Source organism: Legionella sheltonii (assembly GCF_026191355.1).
Taxonomy (GTDB): Bacteria; Pseudomonadota; Gammaproteobacteria; order Legionellales; family Legionellaceae; genus Legionella; species Legionella sheltonii.
On sequence record NZ_JAPHOQ010000004.1, the window covers coordinates 185,167 to 200,762 of the forward strand.

Consider the following 15,596-nt stretch of genomic DNA (forward strand, 5'->3'; position numbering starts at 1 on the left):
CATATTGGGCCAAGGCCCAATATGCTTAACTTTCACCACTTGATTCATCTGTTTTTGAACAAAAACTTCTGTATAATGCTTTCAATTCAAGAACAATACGACTTCAGGAGTAGAAATGCGTGCATCTCAATGGTTTTTAGTAACTCTTAAAGAAACTCCAAGCGATGCGGAAATCGTTTCCCATAAACTGATGCTGCGAACAGGAATGATTCGTAAGCTGGGCTCAGGTCTATATACCTGGATGCCATTGGGTTTAAAGGTATTACGTAAAGTAGAACAAATAGTTCGTGAAGAAATGAACCGCATCCATTCTATGGAATTACTGATGCCTGCAGTACAACCTGCTGAACTGTGGCAAGAAACAGGACGTTGGGAAACTTTTGGCGGACAACTGCTCACAATGGAAGATTCCAATGGCAGGGAGTATTGCTTCGGCCCTACCCATGAAGAAGTAATTACTGACATCATGCGTAATGAATTACAATCCTACAAACAATTGCCGGCAAGTTTTTATCAAATTCAAACTAAATTCCGCGATGAAATCAGACCTCGTTTTGGTGTAATGCGTGCACGTGAATTCATCATGAAAGATGCTTATTCATTCCATTTAAATTTGGAAAGTCTACAAGCCACCTACAAAGATATGTATCAAGCGTATTGCCGTATTTTTGATCGCATGGGGCTTAAATATCGTGCAGTTGAAGCCGATACAGGCGCTATTGGTGGTTCTGCATCTCATGAATTCCAGGTACTCGCTGATTCTGGCGAAGATTTAATTTTCTATAGTGATGAAGGGGATTATGCCGCTAATATTGAACAAGCGACCAGCTTAAGACCTGAGAAAGCGACCCCTTCTACACAAAAAATGATTCTGGTAGATACCCCAAATCAAAAAACCATAGCTGAAGTAGCCCAATTCATGGGTGTAGCAAGCAATCAAACGGTCAAGACTTTGATTGTAAAAGGAAGAGAACATCCTATGGTTGCTTTGGTTTTGAGAGGCGATGATGAACTGAACGAAGTCAAAGCAACAAAACATCCTTTAGTCCATTCTCCCCTACAATTTATAGATGAAGAAACTGTCTTAAAAACTTTGAAAGCTCCTATTGGATCATTAGGCCCAATCAATTTATCAATTCCTGTAATCGCGGATCATCATGCATTGGCTATGGATTCTTTTATTTGTGGCGCCAATCAGGCAGACAAACATTATCAATATGCGGCATGGGATAAAGACATCCGTGAATACCTTGATTATGACTTACGTAACGTAAAAGAAGGCGACATTAGCCCTGATGGTAAAGGAACGCTACGCTCGTGTCGTGGGATTGAAGTAGGTCACGTTTTTCAGTTGGGTGATAAATATGCCAAAGCCATGAATGCAGCAGTGATTAGTGAGCAAGGCCAATTAGAAACGATGTTAATGGGATGTTATGGTTTAGGAATCACTCGTGTGGTTGCTGCGGCCATTGAACAACATCATGATGAGCAAGGAATTATCTGGCCTCAAAACATCGCTCCATTCCAAGTGGTCATAATTCCTTTAAACGGACACCGATCGCAATCAGTCAAAATGCAAGCAGATGCTTTATATGAACGTTTAAGAGAGTTAGGAGTTGATGTATTAATTGATGATCGTAATGAGCGAGCTGGGGTATTGTTTGCGGATCATGATTTAATTGGTATTCCACATCGTATCATTGTTAGTGAGCGAAATATGGAACAAAATTGTGTGGAATATAAAAATCGTGCTACCGGCGAAATGCAGCAATTAAGCTTAGATAGAGCAATTGATGCAATAGTTGAAATGGTTGCAAAGTAAATAGCTAGCGCTTCATCCCGAACGCAACAAGGATCTCCCTACTGTAGCAGTGTGTTACGATGGAAGATTCCTAGTTGTACACGGGATGACAAGAAAAAAGCCCGGATGACGCTATGCTAATTCAGGCTACAAAACGGGTCTCCATACCTTTAGTCCCCTGTAACCTCCGTTTGAAGAAAGACAAAACCTGTGTTTGGTAAGTTTGAAATAAGCATTTCATTCTAAGTCAAATTTCTCAAATAGCCATCGGCCATGTGTACAGTCGAAGGCTATTCATCTCCAGGATTCCCTTGAGTATTCAAATAGGCCAGTACCTCATTACTTTTTAATGCTTTAACACCAATGGCACCGATTTGATTAAAACCTACATCTAAAGTATACAAACTCGTGGTTTCAGCTAAGGCCAAAGCACCTTCATCCCCAATATGATTATCACGCAAACTCAAATTTCGCATCTGAGTCGCATTGGCCAAGGTTTTTGCTCCCTCGTCGCCAATAAGATTATTATTTGCATATAAATTATTCAAAGAGCTCATTTTGGCTAAAGCAATAATACCCTCATCACCAATGAAATTATTATCGATATTAAGCATAGTCAGATGATTCAGTGCCGATAAGGCTTGAGCTCCTTCGATACCGACACCACAACCGGCAATTGATAACCACTCCAGCATGTGGACTTGAGCTAAAACAGCAGCTCCTTCATTGTGCAATGGATTTTTATCCAGATTAAGATAGAACAAATTGGTTTTTCTTGCTATGGTCTTGACTCCATCCTTATCAATATCATTGTCTTCCAAATCAATAAAGTTGATGGATTGGTTTCTATCAATAAACTTGATTCCCTCATTACCTAAACGGTTATTTCCTAAATAGATACTTTTCAACGTTTCATTCGTGAACAAAGCCTGCGCACCTGCAACACCAATATGACTTTTCCTTAGAGAAAGATGAGTTAGCGTCTTGTTTTTTGCCAAAGATTTTGCTCCTGAAGTGCCTATGGGATTTCCATCAAGGGAAAGAAAAATCAAGTTTGTATTATTTGCTAAAGCCTCGGCTCCATAGGGACCAATATGATTTTCTCCTAAAAGGAGATAGACCAAAGAGGTGTTTTTTGCTAATGCCTCAGCTCCTAATGATCCGATACGATTTCCAGTAAGAAAAAGATAACGAATATGAGTATTAGTAGCGAGCAATTCTGCACCTTGGTAGCCAATCTGATTATCAGATATACTTAGACGGGTAATTTCTGGATGCACGTTGAGAAAGGAAAGAATTTTTTGGACATCACGGTCATGGATATGGCATTGATCTAAAAATAAACCACCATCGCTAACACGTGATTCAATCGTTTCGACACATTCATTGTTTTGTAGTTCCGAAATTTTAATTTGTTCTTTTGCAAATAAAGGGGAAATTATGACGCTCAATAAAAGCGAAAGACTAAAGACCACTTTTCTCATCATGCACACAATCCTTTTGTTTGAAGCAGAAATACTTAATGGGAGCTATGCTGAGTTGTATCACGAAGATCAATAAAAACCAACACCAAGTGAGAAGAACTGTAAACAGCCTGTTTATTCATTTGAAGGTATAGCTACTGATTGGAGTTGGCTTACAAACTCTTCTTCAATTTTATAGTGAAGGCAATTGTTTTTTAACTTTTCTATGTATCCTAATTCTTCTAATCTATTTAAAGCCGGAAGAATCTCTGTAGACAATTCATATCGAAAACGGGGAACAGACGAATTTAATATTGCATCTTTATCCACTACAAAAAATTCCCTTACATTCTGATGACTCGCGTTATTAATATCATTTTTAATAGCACTCATAAAATGGGGGAATTCATGAAAAAGTCGGTTTAAATCCAGTATTTTTTTATTCTTTATAGTGGCAATATTTTTTCTATTGTTGATGATTTTTTGTACTTGCCAGCCACCCAGAGCCGTAGTAAAAGAACCAGTTAAAAAACCAAATAAAAATGAGATGTCCATGGATTTTGTTCTTAATTAAAATAATTTTTGAATGTCTGATCATTGGGAACGATCATAAATTGGTTAATTATATATCAAAAGAGTAACAAAGGTAACAAAGTCTGTTTACATTTATGTGTCTCACTGCATCCTTGCCGAAGCTTCTGCTTGATTTTTTAACTAAGCGTCACTAAAATAAATCAGTTTGTTCTGTATCCGTTTGTCCCAAAGCAACATGCTCATAACCACACTGCCAGAACAATTTCACCCCTATAACGCATAAAAAGAGGATCATATGCTAAAAAAATTCTTTATTTTTTCTATTATGGTTCTAGCAAGCATGTTGATCGCCTGTGGTCCTATTTATAACACAGAATACAGTTTTGTTCCGCCAAAATCCGATGTAGCAAAAATGTGTACGGCCCAATGCATTCAAGGTAAAAATGACTGTCAACAAAGTTGTCGAGTAGACAATGAAAATTGCCGTATGAGGGCTCAGCAAAACGCTATGTTTGAATACAAACAATATAAAGAAGATCAAAAAAGAATGGGCTTGCCTATCAGTAAGACAATAAATGATTTTGATCGTAGTAGCAGCTGCAATAATTCCTGTCAATGTGAAGCGACTTATAGAGCATGTTATTCTGCCTGTGGAGGCGAAGTCAGAGAACATCAAGTATGCGTCGCTTTTTGTGATCAGCGTCAATAAAAGATGTGACTTTTAAATCGTCAGCATAACCTCTTGATGTGAAACACAATCTGCATTGACATCTGCTGAGCTTTTAGTTTAATTATTTTACAATTCAAGAAACTTTTGCCACACTTTAAATGATTCAAAGTGTAGAGCAGAAGAATAATGAAGAAAATCATCCTTTATTTTTTAGCTTTTATTGGCACACTGGCTATATTATTTTTTATTTCTGAATGGTTTGGTAGAACTGGAACTACAATGTATGGAGGCAGTCCTGAACCCATGCAAGCCGTAGTCGGGACTCCGAGCGCCCCCATAGCAATGATGCGTAATAAAAGCCCTTCTAATACGAACCAAGCGTCAGAAAATGTGATGCGGGGTATGATTATTCGCAATGCGGATATTTCCTTGCAAGTCGATAACATTAATTCGGCAATGGAAAAAATCACTCAATTAGCAGAGAACTCCGGAGGCTACCTCGTTAGCTCCAATATAACTCAAAATAACAATGTCACAGGAAATACCACTGCAAATATCAGTATAAGAGTACCCGCTCAAGGCTTGAATAATGCGTTAACCACCTTGAAATCACTTGCAACACAAGTCGTTCAAGAATCAATCACAGGCGAAGACATCACACAACACTTTGTCGATTTACAAAGTCAACTGAGTAACCTGCAAACCGCCAAAGAGCAATTATCGAAAATTATGGCCAACGCAACAAAAACATCGGATGTTCTTAGCGTGTTCAAACAATTAAACGAGATCCAAGGACAAATCGATGTGCTCCAAGGTCAGATAAAATATTACAAAGAATCTGTGGCTTATTCATTGATAAATATTAACTTGAGCATGAATCCAATAATTCAAACAACAGAACAAAAGCAATGGAAAATTACAGAAGCATTCATTGACTCTTATCATGCTTTAGTCGATCAGTTACGTCATTTTACATACGGTTTAATTGAGTTTTTCGTCTATTTTTTACCCTTGCTTTTATTATGGGCTTTTATCTTCTTGATCGTTTTTTGGATAGGGAAGAAAATTTGGAGTGGTTTTAACAAAAACTAATTTAACTAAATAATGCTTCCTTCTTCCAATAAGCATCCAATAATCGGTGATCAAGGGCCATTTTGGGCTTTTGTGATAGAAAAAAATCAAATCTCGTGGGCTTAAAAGGTCAAGAGAGCGAGACATACTTTCAACACGTCCAAAAACTGAAGAGAGAGTGCTTTGTGATTCATTATTTTAGGTCAAAACAATTTATTGCTTTTTTAATAGCAGGAGCAATATCACTCGCAGTAAATTTTTTTAGTAGAATTCTCTATAACCATACCTTCAGTTTTTCAACGTAAGCGCGCCAGCAACTACATAATTTAATAATTATCTCCGTTTCGTCATACTCTGCAACATCAATTTAGAGAGGAGAGTACGATGAATATATCCCCACAAATTATATCCCCCCAAGAAACAGATGGCACGAAAGAACAGAGATGGATGGAGCATGTAACGCATCAAAAAGAAAGTGGTTTGTCGCGAGTAACGTACTGTCGAAAGCATCAATTAAACTACCATCAATTTGGCTATTGGGAGCGAAAGTATCGGGAAGAAATAGCTTCATCCAAATTAGTACCGATTCAATTAAATAAGCTGACACAAAGAGCTCCAGAGACAGTATGCACCTTGGTATTGAACAATGCGAAGGAGCTAAAAATTCACGACCAGACTTTGTCACAATGTTGTTGTCCTTGTGGGGTTAGCCATGTTTTTATCATTTAATGCAAGCATATGGCTCTATCCAAAGCCTATTGATTTTAGGCGACAAATTGATGGACTGGTGATGTTGATTTCCGACCATCTTCAGTTGAACCCCACATCAGGGCAAATTTTTCTTTTCAGAAACCGCCAAGCCAATAAAATAAAAATGCTGTGGTGGGAGCGAAATGGGTTTTGGCTCTGTTATAAGCGATTGGAGCAAGGAAAACTAAAATTTCCCAAACACGATGACGCGGTCATGAGCCTTACCAATGACCAATTAAGCTGGCTGCTCTCAGGATTGGATTTTGCAAAACACACATTGTTGCCGGAAGTATTGGCTACGAATTTCTATTAGAAATAATTTACAAAAAAACGATTAATTTGTTTTTAAAATCAACGTAATGTGATATAATTGATCACAAACAGGTTACTAACATGATGTACGAAGAAAAAATAGATAATTGCTAACGAAATACTCGCATTAAAAGCAGAGCTTGCTCTATCTCAAGCACGCAATGAACACTACGCGGGAAGCCTATGATTCTTTAAAAGCACAAATCATGGAGCTACGCCGTCACCGTTTTGGCAAGCGCTCTGAGCGTTATATTGACCCTGAAAATCCTCAGCTGTCTTTGTTTGAAAATAATCAGAGCATTTTTTCAGGCTGAAGCAAGCGGTGAGCAGACCGAAGAAATGACACCAGTGGCTGCCCATACAAGAAAGAAGAATAAAAAAGCGCAGAAAGAACTACCCCGTCGCATTGAAATTATTCCGGTATCTGATGAAGACAAGCAATGTGCCTGTGGTGCATGCAAAACAGTGATTCGTTATGAAACCAAAGAGCTACTGCATTACCAACCTTGCGTCATCGAAATTGTGGAGCAACGACGTGAAGTAGTTGCTTGCACTAAAGGATGCGAGAATCAATCAAAATCATGTTAGCGCCCAAACAAATTCTCCCCAAAATTAAAGCAACAGAAGAGCTTTATCATTCCTGGTGGTCAGCAAGCTGGATGACAGGCAACCACTGTACCATCTGAAGCGACAACTCAGCGAACGACATGGTATTGATTGCTCACGCCAAAACCATGGCGCTGGCCTATCGGAGTTAATGACACCACTGCGTCCCATTTATAATCTGTTGAAAGACAGTGTGATTGAGTATGATGTGGCCAGTTGTGATGCAACGACCTTGCAGGTCTTGCATGAGCCTGGAAGAAAAGCAAAACCAAATCCTATGTGTATTGCATTCGGGGTGGACCACCGGATAAATCCGTTATTCTTTATGACTACAACGATGTGGAGCACAAACAATTTATTTACGATTGGTTTGTCGGATTCAATGGCTATTTACATGTCGATGGTGACAATTTTTTTGAACTTGTGGGTAGCAGCAATGCGCACATTGTCAATTGCAACGCGCATGCGCGCAGAAAAATTTGAACCTATTGCCCACCTAATAAAGGCAAAGGCATTGCCAAAGAAGCCATGCGCTTTTGAGCTTTATAAAATAGAGCGTGAGGCTAAAAATAATCAACTGAATCCAGACCAACGTCACCAGCGTCGCGTCAGAAAATCCAAACCAATTATGAAGCCTTTAATACATGGGTTGATAAGGTCTATCCTACAACTTTGCCCCAATCACCGCTTGGGAAAGCACTCAATTACTGTGTTAAATATAGAGATGGACTGATGCGCTTTTTAGATGATGGGCGTCTGGAAATCGATAACAATCTTACTGAACAAGAAATCAAACCCTTGGTCATTGCTCGAAAGAACTTCTTGTTTTGCGCCTCTGTTGAAGGTGCTGAGGCCTTGTGTTTACACTTCAGTATCATCAGAACGGCTAAATTACACAATCTCGACCCTTATCATTACTATGTCATGTTGTTAAAGAACGCTCCTCTTTGCAACAGTGTTGATGATTATGAAAAACTGTTGCCTTGGAATATTGGCTTAGATTATACCCCTAAGTTGTAAATTGTAAGCCTGTGGTTCTTGGAGCGCTTACGAAGAGAGAGTGCTTTGTGATTCATTATTTTAGGTCAAAACAATTTATTGCTTTTTTAATAGCAGGAGCAATATCACTCGCAGTAAATTTTTTTAGTAGAATTCTCTATAACCATACCTTCAGTTTTTCAACATCAATTCTCTTGGCTTCTATTACAGGGATGGTTACAGGCTTTACTCTTGGAAAATTTTTTGTATTTAAGAACAGCAACCAGACTTTTACACGCTCCATTATTTTTTTTATTTTAGTTAATTTAATTGGGATGATGCAAACTTTGTTTATTAGTTTATTGCTCGTTTACTATGTTTTACCCGATCTGGGTATTCAGTCATTCACTCGAGAAATAGCGCACTTATTTGGTCTAGCCTTCCCTACGTTTACCAATTATTTAGGGCATAAATTTTTCACTTTTCGAGAAAACAACTAAGCACGTTTATTTTTAAACAGTTCTAAGAAAATAGAGTATAAAACCAAGCATCTTATCCTTATATCTTGTCATTACATGCAATCGATTTTCATGGCCTATACTTAGTGAATAATTACACTGAACCTTTGTGAGATTTAAAAATGGAAAACTCATGGAAAGATCAGTTGCATCAAGCACTTTTAAAAAAATTGGGTCCTAAAAAAGGGAAACAATTTACGGAAAAATATCTCCCCGCATTGTCAATGAGCTATTGTGAGCAACATACTATAGAAGAAGCAATAGGCGATCTGTTACAAATCGATAATTTAACACCAGAGAACCCTTTAGCGATAGTTTTCTACGAATTAACTCGTGGAGAACATCCATTGCATATTAAACTGTATCGATATGGCAGTTCGATTCCCTTATCTGATATCTTACCGATGATCGAAAACATGGGATTACGGACTTATACCGAAAGACCTTATAGAATCGCCATTGACGCAAATCAATTTATTTGGATTGGTGATTTCAATGTGTCCTATGCCCATACCAACTTACTCACCCTGGACCAGGTAAAAAGCATTTTTAATGAAGCGTTGATCAAAATACACCTCGGGATTTGTGAAAATGACGGTTTCAATAAGCTGGTTTTAGGGGCAGGATTATCCTGGCGGGAAATAGCCATCATTCGTGCTTATGCGAAGTACATGCAACAAATTGGTTTTCGCTTTAGTCAACAATATATAGAAAAAACGATTGCAGCATATGCTGGGATTGCCAAAAAACTGATCCAGCTTTTCTATTTAAAATTTGGTCTGAAACAAAATACTGCAAGCAAAAATAAAATGGCAGATTTGGAATCTGAAATCCAAGCCGATATTGATGGGATTACCAGCTTGGACGAAGACCATATCATCCGATATTTCTGGTCTTTAATCAAAGCAACACTACGAACCAATTATTTCCAGTTCGACTCACATGGCGCCCCCAAAAATTATTTATCATTTAAACTCCATACCTGCAAAGTGCCTGATCTACCCCCAGGGCAACCTCTATATGAAATTTTTGTATATTCAACACAGTTTGAAGGCATCCACCTGCGCAGTGCCAAAGTAGCACGTGGGGGTATTCGCTGGTCAGACCGACCCGAGGATTTCCGTACCGAAATTCTTGGACTGATGAAAGCGCAAAAAGTAAAAAATTCGGTGATTGTCCCTTCGGGAGCTGAAAGATCCCCACGAAATTACCAAACACGGTTAAGCTCCTGTTCTATAATCTCTTGTAAGGTTCTAGGGTCAGGGGCTAAGGAACAGAGCTGATTATGCTCAATCATAAGCTTACCCAGGGTAAAATAAGAGAATATTTTCTTATCTTTGACCGTATTGGCTTGGAAGTATTGTTGTTTATTTTGACTATGTGCAATTACTCCAATAACCCAATAAGTAATTTGCACAATAGCAGCAAGAAGCATTTTTACTCCCCATCTATCTACTGAATGAGTACGCACATAACGTCCTGCTAGTCCGAATTGATGACTTTTAACATCTCTAAACGATTCTTCTATTTGCATTCTTTTAAAATAGAGATTGATAATATCAGTAGGCCCTACATCCAATGGTAAATTAGTAGCCAAAATCCATGGCTCTTTATTAGCTTGACTATAACTTCCATTAGACAGTGTCGAGGTGGTTTTTCCTCGTGATGTCTTTACCTTTCTTCCCTTAGGCTTACGATAGGTTGTAACCACCCTACAAGGTCTTGTATGCTCTTTGGTTAATAGAGCATGCTCATAATGTGTCGTTTTAGATTTAATATCAGGGATTAGTTCTTTAATGAGTTTCCATCCCAGTTCTTCGGATAATTGTACCGATTTAACTCCTCTTACACGACTTAGCCAATACCAGCCCAGCGCTTCTATTTCTTTAAACCATTCTTCATAAAAACCGGCATCCATGATTACGATTACTCGACGATTTTTGGGCAAACAAAGACTCAACTCTTTTAAAAAGTCCTTAGCTCGTCCTTTTGTTTCGGTATCTCTATACACTTCTCGATAAAGAGGAAGACTTCTACCTTTTAACGCTATTTCTGCACTGAGCATTTGAATTTCTCGGTCGTCTTTTAAGCAGCAAATATCTACAATCAAAGGTAAGGTTGTATCTTGCGAGATGTAAGTAAAAACAAAGCTTGATAACCCTTGATAAATGGAAAAAAGTTCATTATGCAGTGCCTTATTGCCTTCCAGCCTATCAACTTTCTTTATCTTATTTTTTAATTTTGCATCTCCAGGCAAGTTCCTCCCTAATTCACTTAATGAAAGGTTTTGGCTATGTCTTAAGCCTGATGCTACATCCATTACTGCATTCAATCGTGATATATGAATTTCAGGACATGATTCTGTAAGCGAATTATAAAGATAGGTTTCTACAGCTAACATTTTAATTTCCATGAGTCTTAATGACGCTCATTTGATCATGAGACGCTCTTTATTTCAACTCATAATTCGTGGGGATAGATCAGTTCGGGAGCCAAAGGGGGTTTTATTTTAAAAAAATCACTCAGCATGCTGGACCGTGAGCAGATAAAACAAGAAGTGGTTTATTGCTATCAATCCTTTATCAGAGGCTTACTTGATCTTACCGACAATTTTGAAAATGACCGTGTCGTCCCCCCGCCAAATACAGTGTGTTATGATGATGCCGATCCTTATTTGGTGGTAGCCGCAGATAAAGGAACAGCAACATTTTCTGATATTGCGAATGCGATTTCTAAAGAATTTAATTTTTGGCTTGGGGATGCTTTTGCCTCTGGAGGATCAGCTGGCTATGATCATAAAAAAATGGGAATTACCGCCCGTGGTGCTTGGGAGTCCATTAAACGCCATTTTCGTGAATTGGATATCAATATCGAAGAACACGATTTTACTGTGGTTGGTATTGGAGACATGAGTGGTGATGTATTTGGGAATGGCCTAACTTATACCCCTCATGCTCTTTTACTCGCGGCATTTGATCATCGTCACATCTTTCTTGACCCTAATCCTGACAAACTGAAAACGTTTGAAGAACGTCAGCGCTTATTTAATTTACCCACCTCATCATGGGAAGATTTCAATCCTCAATTAATTTCCAAAGGTGGTGGTGTATACAAACGATCCAGTAAATCCATTGCCATCACACCTGAAGTAAAAAAAGCACTGGCGATTACACAGGATTCATTAACACCAAACGAATTGATTCGCGAAATCTTAAAAGCACCTGTTGATTTGTTATTTAATGGAGGTATTGGCACGTATGTCAAAGCATCAACTGAATCGCATGCGGATGTTGGTGACAAGACCAATGAATTTTGTCGCATCAACGGTAATGAATTGCGTTGCAAAATTGCTGGTGAAGGGGGCAATCTTGGATTTACGCAACTTGGAAGGGTTGAATATGCCCTGGCAGGTGGCCTGATTAATACCGATTCAATTGATAACTCAGCAGGCGTAAATTGCTCCGACCATGAAGTAAATATCAAAATTTTACTGAATAAAGAAATGAGCCAAGGAAAACTTACAGAGAAAAAACGCAATCAATTGCTGACCAAAATGACGGAGGAAGTTGCACAGCTTGTGTTGCAAGACAATTACAATCAAGCACTGGTCTTGAGTTTTTCGGCCACGAACTCTCTAGCATATAGCGGCTTATACCAGACTTATATTAAAGAACTGGAAGGAATAGTGCATTTGGATAGAAGCGTTGAGTTTCTTCCTGATGATAAGCATCTTTTGGATCGCAAGGCGGCAGGCCAAGGACTGACGCGACCCGAATTGTCTATAATTATGGCTTATACAAAAATTTATATCACTGGAGAATTATTAAAATCTGATTTACCTGATGATCCCTATTTTGCAACCATTCTGGAAACAGGATTTCCTTCACTCCTCAAAAAAATGTATGCCAATTCGATGCAAAGCCATCGGCTAAGACGTGAAATTATCGCGACCCAACTTAGTAATCAAATCGTTAATAGCATGGGCATTACCTTTATGTACCGCATGCAAATAGAAACAGGACAATCGATAGCAGATATTGCCCGTGCCTATATTATTGCTTCAAAAGCATATCAAATAGATGACGTACACCAATTAATTGAATCACTGAACTACAAGGTCACAGTGCAAACTCAATATGAGTTACTTCATCACGTCAGGCAATTGATGAACTTGGCATCTCGTTGGTTTTTACATCATCGACGACTTGAAGGCGGAATTGCTAACAACATTGCCCATTATAGCCAATCAATAAGCAAACTTGAAAAATCAATTCCCGATTTAATGGCTGGTGTCACCAGAGAATATCTTGACAAGATTGTCACACAATTTGTGGGAATCGGTTTATCCGAAAAAGCCGCGAAAAAAATTGCCGCTACTCGCGCGATGTACACCGTATTAAATGTAGTAGAAGTTGCAACCCAAAATAAATTTGATCTGGTAAGAACAGCCGAAGTTTACTTTAAAGTAGGCAGTAAATTTAGTTTGGTTTGGTTCCGTGATCAAATTGGTAACGATTCTCGGGAAGGTCATTGGAATAGTCTGGCCCGGTTATCCTTACGTGATGAACTGGATAACTTACAACGCCGCTTAACCATTGTCATTTTAAAGCATGATCAAAAAAAATTGGACTCTGAGAAGCTGATTGCTTATTGGTTCGCCAAAAACAGCTTTATTCATCAACGTTGGGATAAGTTAATGGAAATGCTACTTAGTAGTTCCAGTATTGATTACACTATATTTTTTATTGCACTAAGAGAGTTATCAACATTGATTACCGAAGGTGATTAAAAAAACTCTATGAATAAAACAAATGTGACTAGTCTATATGCGCCAAATAAATAACAAATCGAAGTTGTTAATATGAATAAATTCTTTTCCACTTAATAGTCCTACTCGAGTCATTCTATTAAGAGGCGGGTAAGAAATGACATGAGCATATGCTAATTTGACAGAGAACTTATTAGAAATAGCATAATCAACTCCACCAATCAACGCAGTAGAGCTATATCCAGAAAGTCCCACACTTCTGTAAAATAAAGGCTGCGGGTCGCTATTATGTTCACTACCCACTAATATGCCCCATTTCTCATTCATCTGATAATGAGCACTCGCTAAGCCTATCCAAGTATCGCGATAACCTTGAGGAAGGTTAAGTGTTTGTCCTAATGCTGTATTCTGTAATACCAAAGCGTTAAAAGCAGCATACCATTGATATCGAACCATTGCTTTTAATAACCATTTAGAGTCAAGGGATTGAGAGATACCAAGGCTTGCCAGGGCCGGTAAAGGATAATTAAGTTTGTAATGAGCATTTTCAAAAGGTCCCCAGGTACTTCTACCTGTCACGTGATGCATTATTTTAGAAAAATAACTTAATTCCAGATTCGTAGTAGAGGATAGAGCGTATGATGCACCTATTCCCCAGCCAGTGGCACCACTATCTGATGCTTTATTCACCATGTTACCAAAAGGAACAACAACATTATTAACCTGGAGGTCATAGGTGTTGTCAATATTTAATGCGATTCCCAGTGCCATTTGTTTTGTTAATTGGTAACTAATTTTTGGTACAACATCGATGGCTTTAATAATTGTAGCGGTGATTAATTTGCTAACAATTGAATTCTGTGGAAACACTATATTCGCGTATTCCAAATGAGTAACATCAATTCCTGCAACTATTTTCGGATTAATTCGAAAGGCAACTCGTCCATAGGGATAATTGTAGTATTGCCGGCTCGTAGCAGAGCCCTCCAATGCCCCTACTTTTCCAACAAATTGAAATATACCGTATATAAAGCTATTGCCAAGAAGAACTTCATTCTTATTTACTGCTTTTAACAAAGCTGGATTATCATAGGCAAGGTCTATTGTTCGTTGATATGAAGTTGCGTAAGTTGCTGAAGTAACTAAATGAAATCCCTGTAAAATTAATAACCTAAAGTACAGATTTTTCATTTTCATCGCTCAAATACCTTATTTGGGCAAGTGCATAAATACTCATAATATTACTAAACTTATTTGGTTAGGAATTGATTTCATAAGAATTTTTAAAAGCACTTTAAATACAGAATAATTGCCGATCAAATAGGAAAAGATTAGGGAAAAATATTTCTATATGCTGAAGTCTTTTTGCCTTATAGAGACATCAAGTTAATTTATCGAAACAGGCTTTCTTTTTTTTATTTATTAAGATAACATATTGACCACATTATAATTTTTTTTGAATTAAAGGAAATAAATCAATCCAATTGGGTTGCAGATAGTCGAATTGTAATTTTTTGTTAACAATAGATATAGGAATAGCTATGGCAAAGATACAAATAAGCTTAAAAGAGAAGAAGGATAAAGAGTATGCAAAACCCACTCAAGCTGGGGATAGACTTGACTATCTTGCCTGGTGCTTAGAAAAAGCAGATAAAGCAATAGGAGAAAAAAAACCTTTATGGGCAGTAGAGGAAATTTTTAAAAAATCGATGGAATCAAGCACTCAAACAAGCAAACTCTATGAATTAGGACCAAACAAATACAAAGAACTGTTGAACCGACTTGTCGATCTTCAGAATGGAAAAATTCAATTTACATCGATGGTTTTAAAAGGGTTAGCCACTGATGGCCTTATTTTAATAGAGCTCCAACAATCAGATAATGTTTTAATCTTGGAAGAGAGTAAAGAATCCATAAGTGATTTCACAATTTAATATTGCCTTCAAAATGCAAAGTGCTCCCGATAAATCCAGGCTGTAAGCTGTCTATTAACTATGGCCCGCCTCCACGACGTGTTGGCGGGGACTAGTGTATTAGGGGACTATCCAGCATCCTGCGGACAAGCAGGGGTCGTTGAAGCTCCTAATTCAATAAATTAGAACCAATATAATTTGATGTTATCGAG

General features: G+C 38.0%; 14 protein-coding genes and 3 pseudogenes. 13 read left to right on the plus strand and 4 right to left on the minus strand.

Going from position 1 to position 15,596, the window contains the following annotated elements:
• Positions 1 to 115: 115 nt before the first annotated feature.
• Positions 116 to 1,822 (plus strand): proline--tRNA ligase, encoded by a 1,707-nt coding sequence (locus tag OQJ26_RS06015; protein ID WP_265702985.1) that lies wholly within the window; start codon positions 116 to 118, stop codon positions 1,820 to 1,822.
• Between the two features lie 269 nt (positions 1,823 to 2,091).
• Here OQJ26_RS06015 and OQJ26_RS06020 read toward each other — a convergent pair whose 3' ends face one another.
• Together OQJ26_RS06020 and OQJ26_RS06025 are read right to left on the minus strand one after the other, a co-directional pair.
• On the minus strand, positions 2,092 to 3,288 hold the full coding sequence (locus tag OQJ26_RS06020) for a leucine-rich repeat domain-containing protein (protein WP_265702986.1): 1,197 nt from the start codon (positions 3,286 to 3,288) through the stop codon (positions 2,092 to 2,094).
• A gap of 111 nt (positions 3,289 to 3,399) precedes the next feature.
• Positions 3,400 to 3,819, minus strand: a complete 420-nt coding sequence (locus OQJ26_RS06025; RefSeq protein ID WP_265702987.1) for a hypothetical protein — start codon at positions 3,817 to 3,819, stop codon at positions 3,400 to 3,402.
• 274 nt (positions 3,820 to 4,093) lie between these two features.
• Between OQJ26_RS06025 and OQJ26_RS06030 the strand changes: the two genes are divergently transcribed.
• The 10 genes and pseudogenes from OQJ26_RS06030 to OQJ26_RS06075 form a co-directional block, all read left to right on the plus strand.
• Positions 4,094 to 4,507: a hypothetical protein gene (locus tag OQJ26_RS06030; RefSeq protein WP_265702988.1), complete on the plus strand. Its 414-nt coding sequence runs from the start codon at positions 4,094 to 4,096 to the stop codon at positions 4,505 to 4,507.
• A gap of 147 nt (positions 4,508 to 4,654) precedes the next feature.
• A complete protein-coding gene (locus tag OQJ26_RS06035) occupies positions 4,655 to 5,560 on the plus strand; it encodes a DUF4349 domain-containing protein (protein WP_265702989.1) in 906 nt (301 codons plus the stop codon).
• A 363-nt stretch (positions 5,561 to 5,923) separates the two neighbouring features.
• Positions 5,924 to 6,268 (plus strand): IS66 family insertion sequence element accessory protein TnpA, encoded by a 345-nt coding sequence (tnpA, locus tag OQJ26_RS06040; RefSeq protein WP_265702990.1) that lies wholly within the window; start codon positions 5,924 to 5,926, stop codon positions 6,266 to 6,268.
• Complete coding sequence (gene tnpB / locus OQJ26_RS06045; protein WP_265702305.1) at positions 6,252 to 6,602, plus strand: IS66 family insertion sequence element accessory protein TnpB; 351 nt, start codon at positions 6,252 to 6,254, stop codon at positions 6,600 to 6,602. Before tnpA ends, tnpB begins: the two co-directional genes overlap by 17 nt.
• A gap of 160 nt (positions 6,603 to 6,762) precedes the next feature.
• Complete coding sequence (locus tag OQJ26_RS06050) at positions 6,763 to 6,915, plus strand: transposase (protein WP_265702991.1); 153 nt, start codon at positions 6,763 to 6,765, stop codon at positions 6,913 to 6,915.
• Positions 6,884 to 7,189 carry a hypothetical protein gene (locus OQJ26_RS06055; protein ID WP_265702992.1) on the plus strand — a complete coding sequence of 102 codons (306 nt, stop codon included), beginning with the start codon at positions 6,884 to 6,886 and terminating at the stop codon, positions 7,187 to 7,189. Before OQJ26_RS06050 ends, OQJ26_RS06055 begins: the two co-directional genes overlap by 32 nt.
• 49 nt (positions 7,190 to 7,238) lie before the next feature.
• Positions 7,239 to 7,940 (plus strand): annotated as a pseudogene (locus OQJ26_RS06060) (IS66 family transposase); the annotation flags it as partial.
• Positions 7,880 to 8,227 carry an IS66 family transposase gene (locus tag OQJ26_RS19525; RefSeq protein WP_463605697.1) on the plus strand — a complete coding sequence of 116 codons (348 nt, stop codon included), beginning with the start codon at positions 7,880 to 7,882 and terminating at the stop codon, positions 8,225 to 8,227. The pseudogene OQJ26_RS06060 and the gene OQJ26_RS19525, both read left to right, overlap by 61 nt.
• Positions 8,228 to 8,274: 47 nt before the next feature.
• Positions 8,275 to 8,685 carry a GtrA family protein gene (locus OQJ26_RS06070; protein WP_265702993.1) on the plus strand — a complete coding sequence of 137 codons (411 nt, stop codon included), beginning with the start codon at positions 8,275 to 8,277 and terminating at the stop codon, positions 8,683 to 8,685.
• A 140-nt stretch (positions 8,686 to 8,825) separates the two neighbouring features.
• Positions 8,826 to 9,896 (plus strand): annotated as a pseudogene (locus tag OQJ26_RS06075) (NAD-glutamate dehydrogenase domain-containing protein); the annotation flags it as partial.
• A 14-nt stretch (positions 9,897 to 9,910) separates the two neighbouring features.
• Here the strand turns inward: OQJ26_RS06075 and OQJ26_RS06080 are convergent.
• On the minus strand, positions 9,911 to 11,116 hold the full coding sequence (locus tag OQJ26_RS06080) for an IS4 family transposase (protein WP_265702028.1): 1,206 nt from the start codon (positions 11,114 to 11,116) through the stop codon (positions 9,911 to 9,913).
• A 66-nt stretch (positions 11,117 to 11,182) separates the two neighbouring features.
• Between OQJ26_RS06080 and OQJ26_RS06085 the strand changes: the two are divergent.
• Positions 11,183 to 13,492 (plus strand): annotated as a pseudogene (locus OQJ26_RS06085) (NAD-glutamate dehydrogenase domain-containing protein); the annotation flags it as partial.
• Between the two features lie 33 nt (positions 13,493 to 13,525).
• Here OQJ26_RS06085 and OQJ26_RS06090 read toward each other — a convergent pair.
• Positions 13,526 to 14,668 carry an OmpP1/FadL family transporter gene (locus tag OQJ26_RS06090; RefSeq protein ID WP_265702995.1) on the minus strand — a complete coding sequence of 381 codons (1,143 nt, stop codon included), beginning with the start codon at positions 14,666 to 14,668 and terminating at the stop codon, positions 13,526 to 13,528.
• A gap of 344 nt (positions 14,669 to 15,012) precedes the next feature.
• On the opposite strand from OQJ26_RS06090, the gene OQJ26_RS06095 reads away from it, so the two are divergent.
• Positions 15,013 to 15,405 carry a hypothetical protein gene (locus OQJ26_RS06095; RefSeq protein ID WP_265702996.1) on the plus strand — a complete coding sequence of 131 codons (393 nt, stop codon included), beginning with the start codon at positions 15,013 to 15,015 and terminating at the stop codon, positions 15,403 to 15,405.
• The last annotated feature ends 191 nt before the right edge of the window (positions 15,406 to 15,596 follow it).